This window comes from Methylocystis rosea SV97, from assembly GCF_000372845.1.
GTDB lineage: Bacteria > Pseudomonadota > Alphaproteobacteria > Rhizobiales > Beijerinckiaceae > Methylocystis > Methylocystis rosea.
Genome location: NZ_KB889963.1, coordinates 956,651 through 974,127, shown reverse-complemented (window position 1 = coordinate 974,127; position 17,477 = coordinate 956,651). Strand labels below are relative to the sequence as shown.

The 17,477-nt window shown below is 60.4% G+C and carries 32 protein-coding genes; 10 read left to right on the top strand and 22 right to left on the bottom strand.

The window, feature by feature from the left end; all coding sequences use genetic code 11:
- Positions 1-80 precede the first annotated feature (80 nt).
- Positions 81-794: a dienelactone hydrolase family protein gene (locus tag A3OO_RS0105280; protein ID WP_018406790.1), complete on the top strand. Its 714-nt coding sequence runs from the start codon at positions 81-83 to the stop codon at positions 792-794.
- A 221-nt stretch (positions 795-1,015) separates the two neighbouring features.
- Here the strand turns inward: A3OO_RS0105280 and A3OO_RS0105275 are convergent, their stop codons facing one another.
- A complete protein-coding gene (locus A3OO_RS0105275; protein ID WP_018406789.1) occupies positions 1,016-1,444 on the bottom strand; it encodes a Rieske (2Fe-2S) protein in 429 nt (142 codons plus the stop codon).
- Positions 1,445-1,605: 161 nt separating this feature from the next.
- Between A3OO_RS0105275 and A3OO_RS0105270 the strand changes: the two genes are divergently transcribed.
- Positions 1,606-1,929 (top strand): hypothetical protein, encoded by a 324-nt coding sequence (locus tag A3OO_RS0105270; protein ID WP_018406788.1) that lies wholly within the window; start codon positions 1,606-1,608, stop codon positions 1,927-1,929.
- Between the two features lie 43 nt (positions 1,930-1,972).
- Here A3OO_RS0105270 and A3OO_RS0105265 read toward each other — a convergent pair whose 3' ends face one another.
- Positions 1,973-2,455 (bottom strand): hypothetical protein, encoded by a 483-nt coding sequence (locus A3OO_RS0105265; protein WP_245257108.1) that lies wholly within the window; start codon positions 2,453-2,455, stop codon positions 1,973-1,975.
- Positions 2,456-2,606: 151 nt separating this feature from the next.
- On the opposite strand from A3OO_RS0105265, the gene A3OO_RS0105260 reads away from it, so the two are divergent.
- Together A3OO_RS0105260 and A3OO_RS0105255 are read left to right on the top strand one after the other, a co-directional pair.
- On the top strand, positions 2,607-2,849 hold the full coding sequence (locus tag A3OO_RS0105260; protein ID WP_014892134.1) for a hypothetical protein: 243 nt from the start codon (positions 2,607-2,609) through the stop codon (positions 2,847-2,849).
- Between the two features lie 24 nt (positions 2,850-2,873).
- Entirely contained in the window at positions 2,874-3,140 is a 267-nt protein-coding gene (locus A3OO_RS0105255) for a hypothetical protein (RefSeq protein ID WP_018406786.1), read from the top strand.
- A gap of 30 nt (positions 3,141-3,170) precedes the next feature.
- Here the strand turns inward: A3OO_RS0105255 and A3OO_RS23945 are convergent, their stop codons facing one another.
- The gene (locus tag A3OO_RS23945; protein ID WP_018406785.1) at positions 3,171-3,338 is read right to left on the bottom strand and encodes a hypothetical protein; all 168 of its coding nucleotides are present in this window, start codon (positions 3,336-3,338) and stop codon (positions 3,171-3,173) included.
- A 35-nt stretch (positions 3,339-3,373) separates the two neighbouring features.
- Positions 3,374-3,814 carry a Rieske (2Fe-2S) protein gene (locus A3OO_RS0105245; RefSeq protein WP_026222714.1) on the bottom strand — a complete coding sequence of 147 codons (441 nt, stop codon included), beginning with the start codon at positions 3,812-3,814 and terminating at the stop codon, positions 3,374-3,376.
- A 213-nt stretch (positions 3,815-4,027) separates the two neighbouring features.
- Between A3OO_RS0105245 and A3OO_RS0105240 the strand changes: the two genes are divergently transcribed.
- Positions 4,028-4,303: a hypothetical protein gene (locus tag A3OO_RS0105240; protein WP_040573635.1), complete on the top strand. Its 276-nt coding sequence runs from the start codon at positions 4,028-4,030 to the stop codon at positions 4,301-4,303.
- Between the two features lie 68 nt (positions 4,304-4,371).
- Here A3OO_RS0105240 and A3OO_RS0105235 read toward each other — a convergent pair whose 3' ends face one another.
- The 12 genes from A3OO_RS0105235 to A3OO_RS0105170 all read right to left on the bottom strand — a co-directional run bounded on the left by A3OO_RS0105235 (position 4,372) and on the right by A3OO_RS0105170 (position 10,782).
- Entirely contained in the window at positions 4,372-4,602 is a 231-nt protein-coding gene (locus A3OO_RS0105235) for a hypothetical protein (protein ID WP_018406782.1), read from the bottom strand.
- 14 nt (positions 4,603-4,616) lie between these two features.
- Entirely contained in the window at positions 4,617-4,925 is a 309-nt protein-coding gene (locus tag A3OO_RS0105230; RefSeq protein WP_018406781.1) for a 2Fe-2S iron-sulfur cluster-binding protein, read from the bottom strand.
- Between the two features lie 29 nt (positions 4,926-4,954).
- Positions 4,955-6,166 (bottom strand): DegT/DnrJ/EryC1/StrS family aminotransferase, encoded by a 1,212-nt coding sequence (locus A3OO_RS0105225; protein ID WP_018406780.1) that lies wholly within the window; start codon positions 6,164-6,166, stop codon positions 4,955-4,957.
- Complete coding sequence (locus tag A3OO_RS0105220) at positions 6,163-6,429, bottom strand: hypothetical protein (protein WP_014892126.1); 267 nt, start codon at positions 6,427-6,429, stop codon at positions 6,163-6,165. Before A3OO_RS0105220 ends, A3OO_RS0105225 begins: the two co-directional genes overlap by 4 nt.
- Positions 6,430-6,451: 22 nt before the next feature.
- The gene (locus A3OO_RS0105215; protein WP_018406779.1) at positions 6,452-6,817 is read right to left on the bottom strand and encodes a DUF3024 domain-containing protein; all 366 of its coding nucleotides are present in this window, start codon (positions 6,815-6,817) and stop codon (positions 6,452-6,454) included.
- An 8-nt stretch (positions 6,818-6,825) separates the two neighbouring features.
- Entirely contained in the window at positions 6,826-7,065 is a 240-nt protein-coding gene (locus A3OO_RS0105210; RefSeq protein WP_026222711.1) for a nitrogen fixation protein NifZ, read from the bottom strand.
- A gap of 11 nt (positions 7,066-7,076) precedes the next feature.
- Positions 7,077-7,379, bottom strand: coding sequence for a nitrogen fixation protein NifZ (locus tag A3OO_RS0105205; RefSeq protein WP_014892123.1), 303 nt, complete (start codon positions 7,377-7,379; stop codon positions 7,077-7,079).
- Between the two features lie 402 nt (positions 7,380-7,781).
- Positions 7,782-8,645, bottom strand: a complete 864-nt coding sequence (locus tag A3OO_RS0105190; RefSeq protein ID WP_026222710.1) for an SIR2 family NAD-dependent protein deacylase — start codon at positions 8,643-8,645, stop codon at positions 7,782-7,784.
- 5 nt (positions 8,646-8,650) lie between these two features.
- On the bottom strand, positions 8,651-8,866 hold the full coding sequence (nifT, locus tag A3OO_RS0105185; protein WP_018406774.1) for a putative nitrogen fixation protein NifT: 216 nt from the start codon (positions 8,864-8,866) through the stop codon (positions 8,651-8,653).
- Positions 8,867-8,902: 36 nt separating this feature from the next.
- Positions 8,903-10,090: a cysteine desulfurase NifS gene (nifS, locus tag A3OO_RS21160; RefSeq protein WP_018406773.1), complete on the bottom strand. Its 1,188-nt coding sequence runs from the start codon at positions 10,088-10,090 to the stop codon at positions 8,903-8,905.
- Between the two features lie 12 nt (positions 10,091-10,102).
- Positions 10,103-10,402 (bottom strand): NifU family protein, encoded by a 300-nt coding sequence (locus A3OO_RS0105175; protein WP_018406772.1) that lies wholly within the window; start codon positions 10,400-10,402, stop codon positions 10,103-10,105.
- A gap of 59 nt (positions 10,403-10,461) precedes the next feature.
- Positions 10,462-10,782: an iron-sulfur cluster assembly accessory protein gene (locus tag A3OO_RS0105170; RefSeq protein ID WP_014892118.1), complete on the bottom strand. Its 321-nt coding sequence runs from the start codon at positions 10,780-10,782 to the stop codon at positions 10,462-10,464.
- 265 nt (positions 10,783-11,047) lie between these two features.
- Between A3OO_RS0105170 and A3OO_RS0105165 the strand changes: the two genes are divergently transcribed.
- The gene (locus A3OO_RS0105165; RefSeq protein WP_026222709.1) at positions 11,048-11,638 is read left to right on the top strand and encodes a hypothetical protein; all 591 of its coding nucleotides are present in this window, start codon (positions 11,048-11,050) and stop codon (positions 11,636-11,638) included.
- Between the two features lie 220 nt (positions 11,639-11,858).
- Here A3OO_RS0105165 and A3OO_RS0105160 read toward each other — a convergent pair whose 3' ends face one another.
- A complete protein-coding gene (locus A3OO_RS0105160; protein ID WP_018406770.1) occupies positions 11,859-12,317 on the bottom strand; it encodes a Rieske (2Fe-2S) protein in 459 nt (152 codons plus the stop codon).
- Positions 12,314-13,921, bottom strand: a complete 1,608-nt coding sequence (locus A3OO_RS0105155; RefSeq protein WP_018406769.1) for a flavin monoamine oxidase family protein — start codon at positions 13,919-13,921, stop codon at positions 12,314-12,316. The genes A3OO_RS0105160 and A3OO_RS0105155 overlap by 4 nt, the downstream gene beginning before the upstream one ends.
- Positions 13,922-14,064: 143 nt before the next feature.
- On the opposite strand from A3OO_RS0105155, the gene A3OO_RS0105150 reads away from it, so the two are divergent.
- Genes A3OO_RS0105150 through A3OO_RS0105135 form a run of 4 tightly spaced genes read left to right on the top strand, consistent with a single transcriptional unit; the run spans position 14,065 to position 16,012 of the window.
- Positions 14,065-14,520 carry a hypothetical protein gene (locus A3OO_RS0105150; RefSeq protein WP_018406768.1) on the top strand — a complete coding sequence of 152 codons (456 nt, stop codon included), beginning with the start codon at positions 14,065-14,067 and terminating at the stop codon, positions 14,518-14,520.
- Positions 14,521-14,570: 50 nt separating this feature from the next.
- Positions 14,571-15,425, top strand: a complete 855-nt coding sequence (locus A3OO_RS0105145; RefSeq protein WP_018406767.1) for a sulfurtransferase — start codon at positions 14,571-14,573, stop codon at positions 15,423-15,425.
- 15 nt (positions 15,426-15,440) lie between these two features.
- Positions 15,441-15,695 (top strand): hypothetical protein, encoded by a 255-nt coding sequence (locus A3OO_RS0105140; protein ID WP_026222707.1) that lies wholly within the window; start codon positions 15,441-15,443, stop codon positions 15,693-15,695.
- Between the two features lie 2 nt (positions 15,696-15,697).
- Positions 15,698-16,012: a hypothetical protein gene (locus A3OO_RS0105135; RefSeq protein WP_026222706.1), complete on the top strand. Its 315-nt coding sequence runs from the start codon at positions 15,698-15,700 to the stop codon at positions 16,010-16,012.
- 56 nt (positions 16,013-16,068) lie between these two features.
- Here the strand turns inward: A3OO_RS0105135 and fdxB are convergent, their stop codons facing one another.
- The 4 genes from fdxB to nifX are packed head-to-tail and all read right to left on the bottom strand — an operon-like array spanning position 16,069 to position 17,477.
- A complete protein-coding gene (fdxB, locus tag A3OO_RS0105130) occupies positions 16,069-16,368 on the bottom strand; it encodes a ferredoxin III, nif-specific (protein ID WP_026222705.1) in 300 nt (99 codons plus the stop codon).
- A 24-nt stretch (positions 16,369-16,392) separates the two neighbouring features.
- Entirely contained in the window at positions 16,393-16,593 is a 201-nt protein-coding gene (locus A3OO_RS0105125) for a CCE_0567 family metalloprotein (protein ID WP_018406763.1), read from the bottom strand.
- 8 nt (positions 16,594-16,601) lie between these two features.
- Positions 16,602-17,072 (bottom strand): NifX-associated nitrogen fixation protein, encoded by a 471-nt coding sequence (locus A3OO_RS0105120; protein WP_026222704.1) that lies wholly within the window; start codon positions 17,070-17,072, stop codon positions 16,602-16,604.
- Between the two features lie 9 nt (positions 17,073-17,081).
- The gene (gene nifX / locus A3OO_RS0105115; protein WP_018406761.1) at positions 17,082-17,477 is read right to left on the bottom strand and encodes a nitrogen fixation protein NifX; all 396 of its coding nucleotides are present in this window, start codon (positions 17,475-17,477) and stop codon (positions 17,082-17,084) included.

The following is a 17,477-nucleotide window of genomic DNA, read 5'->3' as shown; positions in this document are numbered from 1 at the left end:
CAATGGGATGTGCAGGCGCGAGATGATTCCGCCGTCTCTCTTCGAGAGCTTCCGTAATCTTCCTGCACATCGAGGCCGTCATGATCGAACTTACTTCCGGAGACGGACGCAGTTTTTCCGCCTATCGAGCCGAACCCACTGAGGCTCCCAAGGGCGCCGTCGTTGTGCTGCCGGACGTCTACGGCGTCACGCCACATCTGCAAAAGGAAGTCGAAAGCTTCGCGGCTGAGGGTTATGTCGCGATCGCGCCAGCGCTTGCGTCTCAGGAAGGCGAGAGCGACGGTCCTTCCGTCACGACGGCCCTGCAGGACATTCAGGCTACTGTCGACGCCGTCAAGGGCGTCGGCAAGGTGGCGATCGTCGGCTATGATTGGGGCGGCTATCTCGCCTATGTTTCGGCCAATAGCCTCAGCGACGTCGCCTGTGCGATCAGCTATTATCCGGCCGGAATTTCAGAGGAACGCTGGGTGAAGCGGAAAATTCCGACGCTGCTGCACCTGCCTGAGAATGATCCGTCGTTGCCGATGGAAGAAATCGTCCAATTCCGCGCCCAACGACCCGACGTAAGCGCCTTCTCCTATCCCGAAGCCCGCAACGGCTTCAATTTCGATGCCGCGGAAAGTTTCAACGAAGCCGCCGCGCAATCGGCGCGCGAGCGCACTTTGTTTTGGATCTCGCAATATGTCGAGGGTCAGAAGCCGATCGCGCTGAAGAACTCCGGCTCCTATGCGCAGGCCAAGGTCGACAAGAAAAAGAAGAAGAGCGGCGACGACATGGGTCCGCCGGACGCGTGAGGACGCGCTTCGCCGCACGCGCCTTGGCGCATGCGGCGCCATTGTCCAACGTCCAGCGTCAGACAAGCTTTTGATTTCGAGATTGGCGACGAAGGGTTCATCGTTGCGCGGTTGGTTTGAAACATCGCAAACCTCCGCGCATTGTCCCCGATGTGAGTCAGGAAGCCGGCGCCTTTTCGAAGGCTCCGTCAAGACACATGATCGAAGCTGGCGGTCTTGCCTCAGTCAGACGTGATCATGACTTCGGGAGCCTCGTCCGGCTCTTCGAGACCCAGCCCATCCTCCTCCGCGAGCTCCACGCCGGTAAGGCAAACGTCGCCGTCGTCAATCACGATTTGAATGGATTGCAACTTCTTGCCCTGGCAGGGACCGATGAAGCAATGTCCCGTGTCGAGATCGAACTGCGCCTGGTGATGGCCGCAGGTGAGGAAATTCCCCTCTTCATCGAGAAAATGCCCTGCCTCCGCGTCGAGACGCTCGCCCTTATGCGGACAGGCGTTCTCGAAACCATAGAAATTATTTCCTTTGCGCGTGATCAGGATCGGCCAGGGCTTTGGCTCGCCAGTCTCCTCGATCCGCATCAGAATGAAGCCGGTGGCGTCGCCGTCCTCGATCTCCCCCGTCTGACAAATCGCATAGAGTTCGTTCATCCGCCGGCTCCTCATTTGGCGCGCGCCTTGCAAAACCACGCTGTCTCAGCGACGCGCCCTGCCCGTGCAATTGACGAGCCATGCGTTGCGCGCTGTGATGCAAGGATTGAAGCCCATCAGAACTTCTGGCCAAAAGATCCGGCCAACAAGGAGCGACGATCATGAGCGTCATCGAACATGATTTCGGCTTGTCAAACCGCCTCACGGAGCGGCGCTTCGGCCAATTGCTGGAACTCGACGCGCTGCATGAGGCGAATATTCGCGCGAATCCGCTGCCCTATCTCGAACGCGCCAGCGAGCGCATCTTCCGCCTGCAAGCCGCCATGTTCGAGGCGATCCAGGCCGCCAAGCCGCCAACGCCCGGCCCAGCGTCGGATGCGGAGAATGTCCTAGTCGACAAGGCGGAGTATCAGCGTCTGAAGACCTGTGTCGCCTTGCTGGAAAAAGCCTACGCCGATTATGGAGCGCAAGACGAGAGCGCCTGAAGCGCGGCGCGAGACGCGCCCGCACCACGCTTTGAAAGCAATCTCAGGCGGCTTTGGCTTCCGCCGCCGGCTCCCATTTGTAGAGTTCTGCGCCGTCTTCCGTCTTCGTCAAGGAGAAACCGCAGCCTTTGAGTTCCGCAGCTAACCCCTGCGCCTCACCGGCCTTCACTTCGACATAGACCGGCGCATTGCGCTTCAATATCGCATCGATCAGCACTTTGAATGCGCCATTGCCGCGATGGTCGGCGGACACCGCCGCCAGCGACACGTTAATCGTTTCAATGTTCCGCAGACCCCAATCGAGTTCATCGCGACGCGCCAACAACGCGCCGACGACATTGCGCTTCGCATCGAGAACAACCGGCGAGAATTCGGCCGTGCAGCACTTCATGATTTCCGTCAGCGCCCGCTCCTGATCGCTTTCGCTTTCGATCGAACACGGAATGTCGGCAGCCGTCTGCCGCATCAAGGCCCAAAGGTCTTTCATGTCGTCAAGCGACGCACTTCTATGCGCGAGGTCAGCCACCGGTTTCTCCTTCGATTGCGCGCTTGCGTGCATTGCGCGCGAACATTGCCTTCTTGGAAGCAAGTCTCGTTCCCGCTGCAGCGCCGAAGGCATTGGCAAGAAACTTGCTGCCCTCCAGTGTGAGAATTCAAACATCAACGCGAGAGGGAACATGGCTGTCGAAGGCTTTTTTATCGACTGGGACGGCAACGCGCGCAGCACGAGCGATCCAGGCGGCGGCTATTTATGCGAAGCCGATACAGTAGCGCGCTATGTGGCGATCATGACCAAGAGCGGCGCGCTCATGCATGAAGGCACCTATTACAAAACCCTCGCCGACATTGAAAAAGCCGGCATCAAGGCGTCGCTGGTCCCCGGTTCGCATCCCTGGGGAAGCAAGGCGGAAGGCTTTTGATCCATCGCAACGGGAGCTGCGCTCATGCTGCCGACGACCATTCTAATCGATGAAGACCCGCGCTGCGTAGTCCGCCCGATCGACACCAAGGATCTCAATCGATTCTTGCGCAACGGTAAGGCGTTTCTACTCGCCGAAAAGCCGGCCGGGAAAGTGACGCATCGCGCGGCGACGGAAGCCGAGCAGATCCGGTGGCGCGAAGCTTTCGCGCTGCATAAGGCATGGGGCGGCGACGACGAGGCATTCTTTGGGATACCGCTGCACGGACAAACTTCAGCGGCCCCCGAGTGAAACCTCAGGCGACAGCCGGGAGGCCAAACTTCATTCGTCGAGACTCGGCGCGAGGATGACTTCCGCCGGCGCGCCTGGCCCCTGGCTTTCGACGAAGTCCAATCCGCTGACGCGAGAAAGCCCGCCGTCGCTGTCGATCAGCACAACGGCCTCCTGTGGCAACTCCGCCAATTTCACGATCAATTCAGCCACGGTCATCGTGCGCCTTTCATACGTGCCATCCGCTGCGCCACTCAGCCTGGATGGATCATGATCTCCATCGTTTCGTCCAGATCGTCGTCGTCGGAAATCTCTTCTTCGGCGAGTTTGACGCCGCACAGGCACACGTCGCCATCCATGACGACGAGCGCGACGGGCTCGATCATTTTATCCGCGCAGGGTCCCGTGACGCACACACCCGTTTCTATGTCGAATTCGGCCTTGTGCCTGCCGCAACGCAATCTTTGACCGTCCTCGCTAAAAAATTTGCCGTCGCCGATGTTGAGCCAGGAGCCTTGGTGCGGGCAGATGTTTACATAGCCCACACATTGATCGTTTTCGGTCCGAACGACGAAAATCGAAAAGGGGCGCGTTTCTCCTTCATCCGTGACGCGCGACAGACTGAAGGGCGCCGCTTGGCCGCGCTCCAGACTGTCGAGCGCGCAAATGACGTAGAGACTCACATCGCCCTGCATGCCAAAATCCCCGTCGTCGTCTATCCGCTCTCGCGTAGGCGCATCGCGCGCGAGAGCGGAAATTTCGGCGCGCGACAGTGTCTGAAAGACAACAATCTTCCTCGCGCAGCGTCCAGGGCGCGAACAAGCATTATTCTTGCCGAACCCTGCGCCAAGCGCGATTATTGCTTCGTCGTGGGAATCGATGGCTATCCGCGGAGGCGAAAAGTGGTCATGCTCCAGGTTGACGAACGCAATCAAGACGATCTTTCGCGCCTTGCCGGCTGCTATCTCTACGCGGGAACGCACATCAGCGTCGAAGACGGCATCGTGCATCGCGAAGACGGACCCGCGGTGATTTTTCCCGATGGCGTGGTGCGCTGGTATTTGCGCGGCAAGGAAGTCAGCCGCGCCGTCAATTCACTATTTTACGACAACAAATGGCCCATCGCGAATGGGCTCGATACGGCCGAAAAACGCGCCCGTTTCGCCGAAACTTTCCTGACCTGAAACCAAGCTTCCCTTCCGCAATGCGTGCTTCGCGGAAGGGATCCTTTTACGCGACGCGATCGGCCGGATCAGGCCGCCGCAGTGTTGGCGGCGATGCTCGCGCGCAGTTCTTCGAGCTTGTCGCGGGTAATGCGGAAAACGCCACGACCGCCGGAAAGCGCCTGATAGGCGTCGGGCGCGTTCAGACTGACCCAGTCGAACCAGGCCTGCGCAGAATTCGGCGTCGGCCGCTCGCTGATTTCAACGACGCCGCCGTCAGGCGCAAAGCGGACATGAAGCATGACGATGTCGGAAGACATTTCTCCCTCCTCCCTTATAAGCCCGACGCGAAGCCGAGCAGTTCGATCTTGACGTTTTCCGTGCCGAGAATCTTCGCCTGGCACGCCAGGCGCGACTTCGAGCCGATGCCGACGATGGTGTCGAGCCTTTCGTTCTCTTCGCGCGCGATCTTCGAAATGCCCTTGCGGCCTTCATGCACGTAGATGTGACAAGAGCCGCACTGCGCTTTTCCTTCGCACTTGTGATTGATCTCCTCGCCGCTCGACATGATGATCTGCAGCAAGGTCGCGCCCTCGGCGGCGTCCACCGTCTTTCCGGAGGGCATGATGGTTACGGTCGGCATTTCGATACTCCTGGTTGGGATCTAGTCGATTAGTAAATGGCGGCGCCCGCGCCGACATTGATCGACGCCTCCTTCATCGTCTGCACGATGAATGCGATTTGGCGCTCTTGCAGATGGACGTGGAAAGGCATTGCGACGGCGCGGTCCGAAACCTTTTCGGCGACGAGAAAACTGCCGCGACGATAGCCGTAATCGAAATAGCGCCGCTGCGTATGCAAGGGATTGCTGTAAGCGGCGGCTTCCACCTTTTCGACCAGCAAATCCTCGACGATCGAGTCGCGGCTGGATTTGCTGAAGCGTGTGCCGAGATGAACGACGTAAAGAAACCAGTGCACCTCGTCGACTTCTGGCCCGATGAAGGGATCCTTGATGCCTTCGAAGGATTTGACGTGCTTGAAGTAGTAGTGCTCGATGAGCTTACGCTTCTCGAGAATTTCTTCGAGCCTTCGCAGCTGCGCCATGCCCAGCGCCGCGCTCATGTCGCTCATCGCCGCCTGATAGGGCGCGCTGGAGCCAACCACGACCGATGCTCGCTCGCTCGGTCTATGCGCGCGAAAGCGCCGCATCGCCACCGCGACGTCGATGTCGTCGGTGACCACCATCCCGCCTTCGCCGCAGACCAGCGGCCCGGGCTGCGAGAAATCGAACACCGACGCGTCGCCGAAGGTGCCGACAAGCACGCCCTTGTATTTGGAGCCGATTGCTTCGGTGGAATCTTCGAGCAGGATGAGCCGATGCTTAGTTGCGATGTCGCGCAGCTCCGCCCATTGCGCCGGATGGCCGTTGGTGTTGCTCGCCACGATCGCGCGCGTTTTGTCGGTGATCAGCGCCTCGATCTTTCCGCTCGCGATGACGCCAGACCAATAGTCGATGTCGGCGAACACCGGCTTGGCGCCGGCAAGTGCGATCGCATGCACGGTTTCGCGGAAGGAATGCGGAGAGGCGATCACTTCATCGCCCGGACCGATCTCGTACGCGGCGAGCGCGAGCAGCAGCCCCATCGTGCCGCTCGGCGCAGCCACCGCGTATTTGCGCCCGAGATAGGCGGCGAAGGCGGCTTCGAAAGCCTCCATCACCGGGCCGCTGGACAAGCGGCTGGAGCGCAGCACCGCCTCGACCGCGGCAATGTCGTCGAGCGTGATGTCGGGGTCAGAGAGCGGAATGAGATCCCCGCCCAACGCCTCACCGGGCGCAGGCGGCTTTGCTTCGAATTTATCGTTCACTTCGGCCCGCGCATTCATCGCAAACTCCCCCGAAAGGCGACGATAACGCCAGTGGCGCGCGCCGGATCGTCGGTAACCGTCACGCAATGATCGGCGCCGTCGAGCAAATGCACGTCGCAGGTCGTAAAGCTGCGGAAAGGCGTTTCGATCACGTCCGACACGTCGCAGCGCGTCCAGGAGAGATGTGAGAATTTCGCGCGCAGCTCCGAAAGCGCCGGCGTCGCCTCGGCCCCGAGCAGTCTTTCGATCTCCGTCAGTTCCACGTCGCTGATCGCCATCATCTATCCTCTGTCGAGATCAAACTCACTGCCAGAAGCGCCGCTCGGCGTCTTCCTTGAGATGGTCGAGCAACTCGGCAAGACGTGAAAACTCGCTGTCCAGCTCCCACACGCCGATTGCATGGTCCTTGCGAAGAAGGCGCCAATTGCCTTTGCGCTCGTCGAAGAGCACTAAGGCGATATCGATGACGCCGCCGTCCGGATCGACGTTCCGCGAACAACACGGGCTCTGAATGCGATAGCCGTTCGCAGTTTTCGTCACGACTGGCGTGACATAGCGATAGCGACGCCGTTGTTCCAAGGCGCGCACGATGCGCTTGTAGTCGAATTCATTCGGCTGAGCCGACGCGGCCCCACCGAGTGTCGTGACCGTCGATCGCATGCTCGCCATCGCTCCTCTTACAAGGGCGCGATCTCTTCCTCGAGACAACCGACGACACGGCCGTCGGGAAATTCAACGAGATAGATCGGCGTATTCGTATCAGTATGCGATCCGACCTGCACGATTTCGCCCAAACCGCCGTTGGCGACGAGCAGCGCCTCCGGTTTCTCGTCGGGATAACTCCCATCGTTGACCAGATCGACGAGCGTCTTCACTCGCTGACCCCATTGATATTTCGGCATTCGTGGTTCGAACACGTTCACACTCCTCAAGGCAGCGGGAGATCGACGTCATCGCGCGGATTAGCCGACTCGAGTTCCTTGCGCTTCATGCCGACGCGATTGCCGCTTTCGGTGAACTCAATCCCGTAGATATAGAATTGTTGGAGAAAGGTGCCGATGCTCACGACGTAGCCTTCCTCGCCTTTCTTGGCGAGAACCTCGCCGATCTCCTTACCGGCGTATGTCCCGTCATTGCGGATCGTACGCTTCGCCTTCACTTTCTCGCCGAAGGAAAAGACGGGCGGCGCAGTCAGTTCACAAACTTCACTGTCGCGAACGATGTTGCTCATCGCTGTCTTCTTCCATGGTGTCGGCCTGCAGTTGCGCGCTGCTCAAGCCGCCGGGAATCTTCTCGTCATCGACCTGAGTCGGCGCCGTCGAACTGCGTGACGGAACCGCAAAGCCCCGTTTTTCGCTTCGCCGGACAAGAGGCAACATGCGTGCCACGCTGCGCAGTAAAGAGGCCGAGCGAAACAGGGGGGCGGGCTTGTACCTTTGCCGACAAGCGAGACATGGCAGTCAAGAATGAATGTAAAAAAAGCAACATCGGTCGAAAATGTTTGGCTACGCTTCTGCGTTGAAGGCGCGACGACAGTTTCGGCCATGCATCTTCCGCCGACGCGCAGAATCACCGAGCGCTTTGGTCAGCTCGCCCGCCGCCGCGCCAGGCGCGAAAGTAAAGTAGCGATCTCTTAGCGGATCAGGATCTCGCAAGCGCGATCGATGGGAAGCGCGATCGGTATGATGCCCTGGATGGTGAGAAACTTCAGCTCGTTTTTCGTCAGCACCGCCGGATCGACGATGGCGTGATGCGTCGTCGTCGAACGCTTCATGATCTGCCGGGCGTACGTGCGCAACAACTGATCGTGGAAGCGACAGCCGACAAACAGGAAGCTGCGCTCGGACCGGCGATTCTTTACCGCCTCCGGCAAGGGCGTCTGAATGTCGATCTCAGTCAGCACCTCGACGTAGTCCGCGTCAGAAATCAGAAAATTCTTGGCGGGGGCGATGCTGCCATGCGGCTTGTAGAGGACGGTCTTCCAGGCGTCGGCTTTTTCCTTGGTGGTTTCCGTTCCGTCCGCTTCGTAGAACCGGTACCAGCGGTCCTCGCCGATGCCGGCGCGGGTGATGCCCTGGATCTCGCCCCAGTCGCTACGCCCTTCGAGGGCCGAACGCATCGTCGCGTCGTACCAGCTGTCAACGATCATCGGCAGCTGCAGCGATGCAAGGTAGAAATGCAGCTGCGTCGGCGCGATGCTGTCGTTGAAGGCCTGCGACATTAACGTCGAGACGGTCGAACGATGCTTCATGTTCTCGATGTGCTGCGCGCTTGCCCAGCAGTTGCCTTTGGCGCGTTTTGGCAGCGCCACCTTGGTCCCGAAAAACGCGGCGAGCGCCTCGGGCGTCATCGGCACCTCGGTTGGCGAGAGCTGCGTCAACCCAGGACCGATATAGGGAATCACGGTCCCCGTCTTCAGCTCAGCGGCGATTTTGCCGAGCGCTTCCTCGGCCTTCTCGCCTTCAAGGAGGACATAGCTGTCAAATGGCGCGTTCATCGCGTTCACTCCCCTTCGCCGCGCTTGCGCGCATTGACTGTGATCGGAAGCGAAGTGCCGGCCGCCATCTCGGGCAGATCGAGAACCCAGCCGTTGGCGATCTTGATCCAGCCGCCCCACAAACTCTCGTGCTCGGTTTCAACGATCGGCTCTTCCAGGTCCTTTTTGGGGACGTAGATCGACAGGCCGGTCTCTGGCGAACGGCGGATCATGATCTTCATTACATTGACTCCTTTGGCGCGGTCATCGCGCCCGCGCTAGTTCGTGAGCAGCTGCGCTTCCGTGTGGCGCGACGCCCGCGCGATTTCCCTCAACTTGGCGACGATGCCGGGCAGCGTCTCCAGCACATCGTCGATCTCATTAATCGTGTTTTCTCGCGACAGGGAGAAGCGTATCGCGCCATGCAACGCCTCCTCCGGCACGTTCATCGCGCGCAGCACATGCGAAGGCTCGGTCGATCCCGCCGTGCAGGCCGAACCGGTTGAGGCGGCGATGCCGGCGCGATCCAAATGGGTCAATATCGCTTCGCCCTCTATGTCGGAAAAGGCGATGTTGGACGTGTTGACGAGCCGATTGTCGACGTCGCCGGAAATCTGACATTCGCCGATCCGCTGCGTCACGCCGGCTTCGAGCCTGTCACGCAAGGCCGCGATATGGACGGCGTCTTCTTGCAGGCGCAATCGCGCCAATTCGGCGGCGGCGCCAAGTCCGACGATCCCCGGCGTATTCTCCGTCCCGCCGCGACGCGCCCGTTCCTGATGGCCGCCGCGAAGGAAAGGGGCGAATTTCGTTCCCTTACGCACATAGAGCGCGCCGATTCCCTTCGGGCCGTGCAGCTTATGTCCGGAAAGCGAAAGGAAATCGATCTGCGTCGCTTTCAGATCGATCGGAATCTTGCCGACCGCCTGCACAGCGTCGGTATGAAACAACGCGCCTGCCTCATGCGCGAGATGCGCCAGTTCTTCGACAGGAAACAGCGTGCCGGTTTCGTTGTTCGCCCACATTGCCGAGACGATCGCCGTCTTCGGCCCCACCGCGGCGCGAAAAGCGTCGAGATCGATGCGCCCGCGCGTGTCGACGCCAATGAGATGAACGGCGACGCCACGCGTCTTTTGTAGATGTTCGACGAGCGACAGGATGGCGGGGTGCTCGACGGCAGTGGTCACGATCTCGTCGCGACCCTCGCGCGCCGCGAGCCCGGCCAAGATCGCCGCATTGTCCGATTCCGTACCGCCTGAGGTGAACACGATCTCGTGATCATGCGCCGCGCCGAGCAGCGCCTGCACGCTGCGCCGCGCCTCTCGAACCGCGCCCGAGACCTCGACGCCGAAGCCGTGTGATGACGAGGCGTTGCCGAATTCCTCGCTGAAAAACGGCAGCATCTTCGCCACGACCTCAGGGTCGGTGCGCGTCGTCGCGTTATTGTCGAGATAGACGCGCCGCATCGACACTCTCGCTCAAAGACGCGCCGCAGCACCCGGCACGGGCACCAGCCGCACGAACTCGCCGAGCTCTTCGATCAGCTTGGCCTGGATTCCTTCGAGCGTGGCGCTGCTCAACTTGCAGAGCACGCAAGCCCCGGTGAGTCGCACCATGATTTTGTTGCCGCAGATTTCGATGAGTTCACAGTCGCCGCCGTCGCGGCGCAGATTGGGGCGAATCTCGTCGATGACGGCGCGAATGACCTGCTCGCGCTCCGGCGACGGAGCCGTTTCGATCTGGCCAGCCTCTTCGTTCTTCTGGTTGTCGTGCAACATAGCTTCGTCCTCCGCAACGCAGTCCCGCGGACGCGCTCGCATGAATTGTGAAGTCGGGCTTATCCGAAAGACTTGCCGCAGGAGCAGCTCGATTGCGCGTTCGGATTGTCGAAGGTGAACCCCGAGCCCTGCACCGCGACGACATAGTCGATGGTGGTGCCTGTCAGGAGTTCGTGGCTGGTGTTGTCGATGAACACCTTGACCCCGCTGCGCTCAATCACCGTGTCGTCGGGACTGGCTTCGCGCACAAGACCCATTTTGTACTGATAGCCAGCACAGCCGCCGGCCTCCACCATGATCCTTAGCCCATCGACGGGATCGGCGGCGCTGGAAATAGCCGTCTGCACTGCATTCAGGGCGCTGTCGGTCAGGTTGATCATGTCGCTCTTCCAGTATCCAAATGCGGCTGCCTCACTCAAAGCAATTCATGTGCCGCGACAATTGCGGGCTAAACAGCGCGGGAGCCCGGAATTTCGGGAGGTTTTGTCTTGTTTCGTACATTGCCAACCGCTCCGTGTCGGTTCCGTCGCGCCGATCCCACCATCGAGGCTTCGAAACTGCGGCGAAGTTTTTGCATGGGGCGCGGCGTAACGAAGGATCCCCCGCGCGGATGCTGCGTACGGATTGCAAAGCGGAGAACTGTCGATGACTCAAATTGAGAAGACTGCCCTTGCTCGGCTGGATCGGGAGGGCCGCCTGCTCAACGCAGTGCTTAAGGGGCCGACCGGCAAGCCGGGACGTTTCGGTTTTCGGGGCGATATCGCGCTAAAATTCCAGGCGCAGCTGGCCGACGAGAAGCGGCCGCCGGAGTTTAGCATCGAGCAGGTGCTCACCTACGCGAACGAAGGCGAAGCGACGATCCCGATTCTCGCCGGCTACCTGCACAATTTCGCCTATCTCGAAGCGGCCCATGAAGTGATCGGCGACCTTCTCTCGCCCACGGGCGCCTACTTCATGTTCTGCAACAATATCGACCTGCTCGCGAAATTCCGCGTCAAGCTCGGCGAGATCACTTACAACGTGCTGCCCTGCGATGAATCGACCGTTTGGAAGGAGATGATGGATCTCGCCATGGTCGACAAGAATGACATCAAGAAGCTCGACACCGGCGGCAAGCTCGACGTTCTTCTCGACACCGCGCAGAAGTTCAACGACGCCTACGAAGTCATCGCGTATCAACAGGGCGTCGAGCGCATGGAGCCCGTCAAGAACCGCAACGAAAACCGGCCGGTTTGATCCGGTGAGGTCGGCCGTATATCGGATTTGACCGCCACTGCCCCTGCTCTAGAGCGCGCCAAGAGATGGAATTGGAGCGCGCTCTAGAGAGCGGTTCAATCGCGATGCTATTTGAGGGACAACGCCGCGGACGTCCGATCTTTACCTCCGCAAGCCCACAGCTTCCGCGCGAACTTTCCGCTGAGTCGGAAGGGCGAGGCGGAAGCGGATCGCGTCCGCTTCATTCGCCGGCGCATTCCCCTTCTTCGGCGTCTTCGTCGACATCTTCCGCCAGTTTGACGCCGACGACGCAGATGTCATTGTCGATGATCGCGAGAGGCACCGGAACGAGGCCGCGTCCCTTGCACGGGCCCTCAATGCACATGCCGGTGCCGAGCTCGAACAGCGCGCCGTGCTTGCCGCACATTAGGCGCAGCCCGTAATTGGGCTCGAGAAACGTATTTCGCTCCCAGTCGAGATTGACGCCGTCGTGCGGGCATTTGTTCAGATAGCCGAACACTTGCTTGCCCCAGCGCACGACGACGATCGGAAACGGCTTCTCTTCGCCATTGTCGTCGAGCCGCACGAGGTTGAAGCCGCGCGCCTTCTGGCTCGGAATGTCGCTCATCGCACAAAAGGCGTAGACGACCACTTCCGGCGCCGCATCGTCCTGCTCGATCGTCGTTCCCTGCTCGCTCATCGCGACATCTCCTGCTCCTGCGCTTCGCGCCGCTTCGCCAGCAACAGTCCATTCGCCGCAAGCGAAAATTCCCGCCAGGCCGCCGCGATGTCCTGCATGATGACCCGGGTGTACTCTTGAGACAATTTATGTTCGTCCGGGAAGTTGGAAAGGGCGCAGGACGTCTGGTTGAAGGCGACCACGTCGTCCATGATCGACTGCAGCAAGTCGCCAAAAGGTTTTTGGATGCGCGGCGTCAGCGCGGTGCGGCCGCGTTCGATCGCGACGTCGTCCATGTCGAAGGGCAGCGTCGCCAACTGGCTCAGCGCCTGTTGGAACACCTCCTCCATCGCCCCGAGCACAGCCACCTGCGTGAGATTGTCGCGCTCTTGCAACGCCAGGGCGCGATTGAGCCGCCGGCGATAATTTTCGAAAACATCGTCGGCGCGCGCGTCCACCCAAGCGGAGAAACGCGCGAGACTCGCCTCGTTCACCGGCATATCGTCGAAGAGGGCGTCGCCGGAGGTCGCCTTTTTCGCCTCGAGCACCGCCAAGACCCGCTCGATGCGTCTCGCGGCGTCCAAAGCGCCTTCCAGATAGCCGGCGTTGCGCGCCGCGGTTTCCGAGCCGCCGAGAAACAGTTTCTTATCCCACAGCGCTTGGCGCAATAGAGGGTTCGCCACATCGTGCGAACCGTCGCCGCCCTGCTGCGCGCGGTCGGCCGCGCTGCACGTCAGTCGCTCTTTCGCCCAATCCTGATAGTGAATGTGCAGTGGTTCGACATTAAGGCCGAACACATTGCAGATTTGGCTCTCAAGCAACACCGGCAGACCCACGCCGAAGGACTCGCGCAAGTCGGCGTTGAGGGCAAGAAAGCCGCCGAGCGCATGAAGACCCGCCGCCATGTCGCAGGCGTCGAAGATTTCGCCGATCACGGCTTGCTCATGCGTGACGAAGGCGGAACCGGAGAGATTCTGCTCGCGCCAAAAGGCGTCGCGATATTCCATTGCGACCTTCGCCTGCGCCGCCATCCAGGTCTCGGCGCCAAGCATGGCTTGGTCCGTCGCCTCGTCCAAAGGCGGCGTGAAGAGAACGGCCTCGCACAGCAAGCGCGGCGGCAGAGCGAGAACGACGCGGCGCGCCGCAATCTCCATGGGTTCTTCGCCGGTCTTGAATGCGAGCATCACGTGGTCGCCGCAGTCGCGCAGGCTCGCCAGCTCGTGACCGAGATGCATTGACGCCGCCGGCAGTGCGCGGGCCAAAGCCTCCACCAAGACCGTCATCCCGCCGTGCAAACGCCGCGCGTCGTCGTAAAGGCGCTTGTCTTCGATGCGCTCGGCGCTTTTTTCGCCTTCGCGCAAATGCAGCACGGCGCCTTCGTCGTGCTGGGCGAAGTCAGGCAGCGCCAGTTCTTTGACGAGTTGCGCGATCAGCGGCTGCGTTTTCGGCCAAAACCAAGTTGGGCCAAGGTCCAAACCGCCGCCGTCGCCGCGCGGCGCCGTGAGAATGCGTCCCCCAAGGCGATCGCGCGCCTCGAAGATCGCAATGTCTTGTCCGCGCAGGTGGAGCTTTCGCGCCAGCGCCAAACCGCATAACCCGCCGCCGATGATCGCCACGTCCAACATGTTGCGTCGTCCGCTCCCTGTTCGATGCAGGGATAGCAATTTGTGTGCAAGATTCTCGGCGACGCGCGAACGGCTGATCTATCGGACGTCATGGCACGAAACTTGAACCTCCCGGCTGGAGTTGCACAGCTAAGGAGTCGAAGATGAATCTGGCCACCGAATTCGCTAACTGCTCGCCGGACGAGTTGAAGGAATTGCTGAGCGGCGGCACGTTGACCGTCTACTCCGTCGCGCGCCCCGCGACGGCGAACATAGCGGTCGACCGCAGTGGCGTGCTGGCGGCCTTTACGTTCGCCTCGCCGGCGTTTGGTCCCTCCACCGACGGCGTTGAGACGCCCTTGTTCGTCGCCGATTCCGTTCCGGCGTCCACGACCGGCACGCCCGGATTTGCGCGCGCACGCAAGGCCGACGGCACGGTGGTCGCGGATTTTTCCGCAGGCAGCGGCGATCGTGAAATCAAATTCGCCGAGGTCTCCTGCTCGCCCGGCGCTCCGGTGAAGGTTGTCAAATTCACCATCAAGCAGGGCGACTGGCCGGAGCGGCCCGACTATTACGGCACGCGTCCCCGCTCCGGCTATCCGCTTCCCGTCGCTCCGTGACGCTTGGCGACGCGCGACTATTGTGAACTTGCAGACAAGAGGTCCGACCGATGGCTGAAACCCTGACCGGCGCGCTCGTCAGCGCGGCATGGCTAGCCGAGCATCTGAGCGACGGCGACATTCGCATTCTCGACTGCACCTGGCATCATCCGAGCACCAATCTCGACGGCCGCAATCAATATCGCGGCCGGCATTTGCCGGGCTCCGTTCATTTCGACGTCGATCACATCGCCGATCCGAATTCCGATCTGCCGCACATGTTGCCGGATGCGGCGGACTTCGCCAAAAAAGTCGGACTGCTCGGGATTGGAGACGGCGACCGCGTGATCGTCTACGACCGGCTCTTCGGCGGTTCGGCGGCGGCGCGTGTGTGGTGGATGTTCCGTGTTTTCGGTCACGACAACGTCGCGATGCTCGACGGCGGATTCAACCAATGGGTCGCCGCCAAACATCCAACCGAAATGTCGCCGGTACGTCCGCAGCCCAGGACCTTCACGCCGAACTTCAGGCCGGAACTCGTCCGCAATTTCGATCAAATGAAAGGCGCTGTCGCGAACGGCGGCGAGCAGATTGTCGACGGACGCGGGCCGGGCAAATTCGACGGCTCGCAAACCGACGTCTTTGCCTTCAAGAAACTCGGACATATTCCGGGCGCCGTGAACGTGCCTTGGGCCGATCTGGTCGATCCGCAGACAGGCGTGCTCGTAGATTCCAAAGGGCTGCGCGCGCGGTTCGAAGCAGCCGGCGTCGATCTGAGCAAGCCGATCGTGGCCACCTGTGCTTCGGGCATGACGTCCTGCATGGACGCCCTGGCGCTCTATCTCCTCGGACGGGGCGATGTCGCCGTCTACGACGGATCGTGGGCGGAGTGGGAGCGCGCCGAACAAGCGGCGGTGGCGGCTTAAGAAGGAGTGCAGCGCGTGAGCGTTCGCGATGACCATGAGCTCGAAACGGGAGACGAATATGCTCTCTCCACCGCGGCCGATCGGACGCGCTTCACGCTCCACAACAAAGCCGACGGAATGATCGCTGAATTGCACGGCGACGACGCCGCGCGCTTTCTCAAGGATTACGACGAATTGAAGCTCCAGTTTCCCGATTGGAATGCAGATAAGCTGCTCGCCCAACTTTGGGATCAGGGCGGCTATGGCTGGCTCGCGCAACAGGAAGAGTGACGATGACGACTCTCGTGAAGATCACTGAAGATGGACGAAAACTCGAAGTGAAAGGCTTTGCGCTCTATCTTGACGGCGCTCTCGAAGCGGTCGATCTCACCGAGGTGAAGATGCACCCCGCGAAGCGAAAAATCTGGTCGATCATGCCGGACGCGACGCATGTCGCCGGCCGCGTGGCGCTGAACGCGGAAGAGACCGCAACCGTCAGGAAAGCGCTCGCCGACGCTCAGGCGATGATGCTGGCCGATCCAATCGCGATCGCTGAGCGCTTTCGCATCGCCGCCATGTGGAAGGCGCGCGAACAGGGCATCGAGTAGCATAATTCAGGCTTGGCGTTGCGAGCCTCCTGGACGGAGGCTCGCATTTTTTCTACTCAAACCAGCGCGACATCTTCCGCTGCATGCGTTTGACAATTGGTCGGACACACGCGCGCGCAGGCGCCGCAGCCGATGCAGGCGCCGGTATCATTCATCACCATAATTTTCTTTTCGACTTCTTCGTCCTCATCGTCGTCCAGCGCAACCAGTTCGCCGTCCTCGTTCAAACCTTTAAGCGTCATCACGTCGCGACCGCACACCTTGAAACAGCGTCCGCAACCGATGCATTTACCGGGATCGATCGCAACAAGGTATTCTGGACACCAATCGCGCCCATCGCGCGTCGCTTGTGACATGGCCGTATACTTTCTTTTCTCGAGTTAGACCGTCTCCAGGGACTTCAACTTCGCGCGCTTCTTCTCCAGCTCCGCGAAAGCTTCATGCGCCTTTTGCGCAATCTCGGGGATCGCGGGCCAATTGATCGGCAGCTCTTCCGAAAGATCATGCAGATCCATTTTGGCCTGCATGGCCTTTGCTGAAAGCTTTTTGATTTCCTGCTTCAGATCGTCGATCTCGCTCATCACTGACCTCAGTATTTTGCGACGTCAGGGTATTTTTCGATCATCTCGACGCCGGACTGAACATATTTGTCGCCTTCTGACGCGAGCTTCTCGAAACTGTCGAATCCGAAGCGATGCACGTCGCGCAGTTGCTTGTTCACGACGATCAAACGTCCGCCGATCAGCACCATGCGGCCGAACCCCTCGTGGCTCATCTTCAGCATGGGCGAGATCATGACGCCCGTGGCGCGTTCGATGGAGAGAGCGATGGCGTTGAAGAAGAGCTCCATGCGCCAGATCGTCTCGGGGTCGGGATCGCCGATGATCGGCAGCGCGCGGCGCGCCTCTTTGTCGAGGACATAGGGAGCCAAGAGTTCGAGGTCGCCCTTCGTCTCCCAGGTCCCGTGCGTGTCCTGGGCGCGCCAGACCTTGATGAGCTCCTTCATGAACGGAAGCTCGGAGACCGGAGTTTTTTCGAGCACGGCGGTAGGTTCAGTCATGAGCATTCCTCACTCTTCGAAATCGAGCACGCGCTCTTTTCCCTTGGTCAATGCTTTGCGCAGCCATGGCGGCGGCACGCCTCTCAACACTTCCTGGAGCTTGTCCAGGAGGTCTGAGATGGCTTCCGGCTGATTGACCTTCATCGGATGAATGTTGTTGGCGACGACTCGCGCCGCGCCAGAGCCGCCGATCGCAGCGACGTAAAGAATGGCGCAATTCTTGATCGCGTCGATCTTCGGCGCGAGCTTGTCCTCATTGCCATCTTCCTTGAGATCGCCGTCAAATTGGATGGCCTCGACGAATTCGTGACCTTCCGGTCCGATCTCGTAGATCGCGATGTTCTTGGCCCAGCCGAAATGCGCGTCGACGCGTTTCAAATCCTGGGTTGCGAATGCGACTTTCAT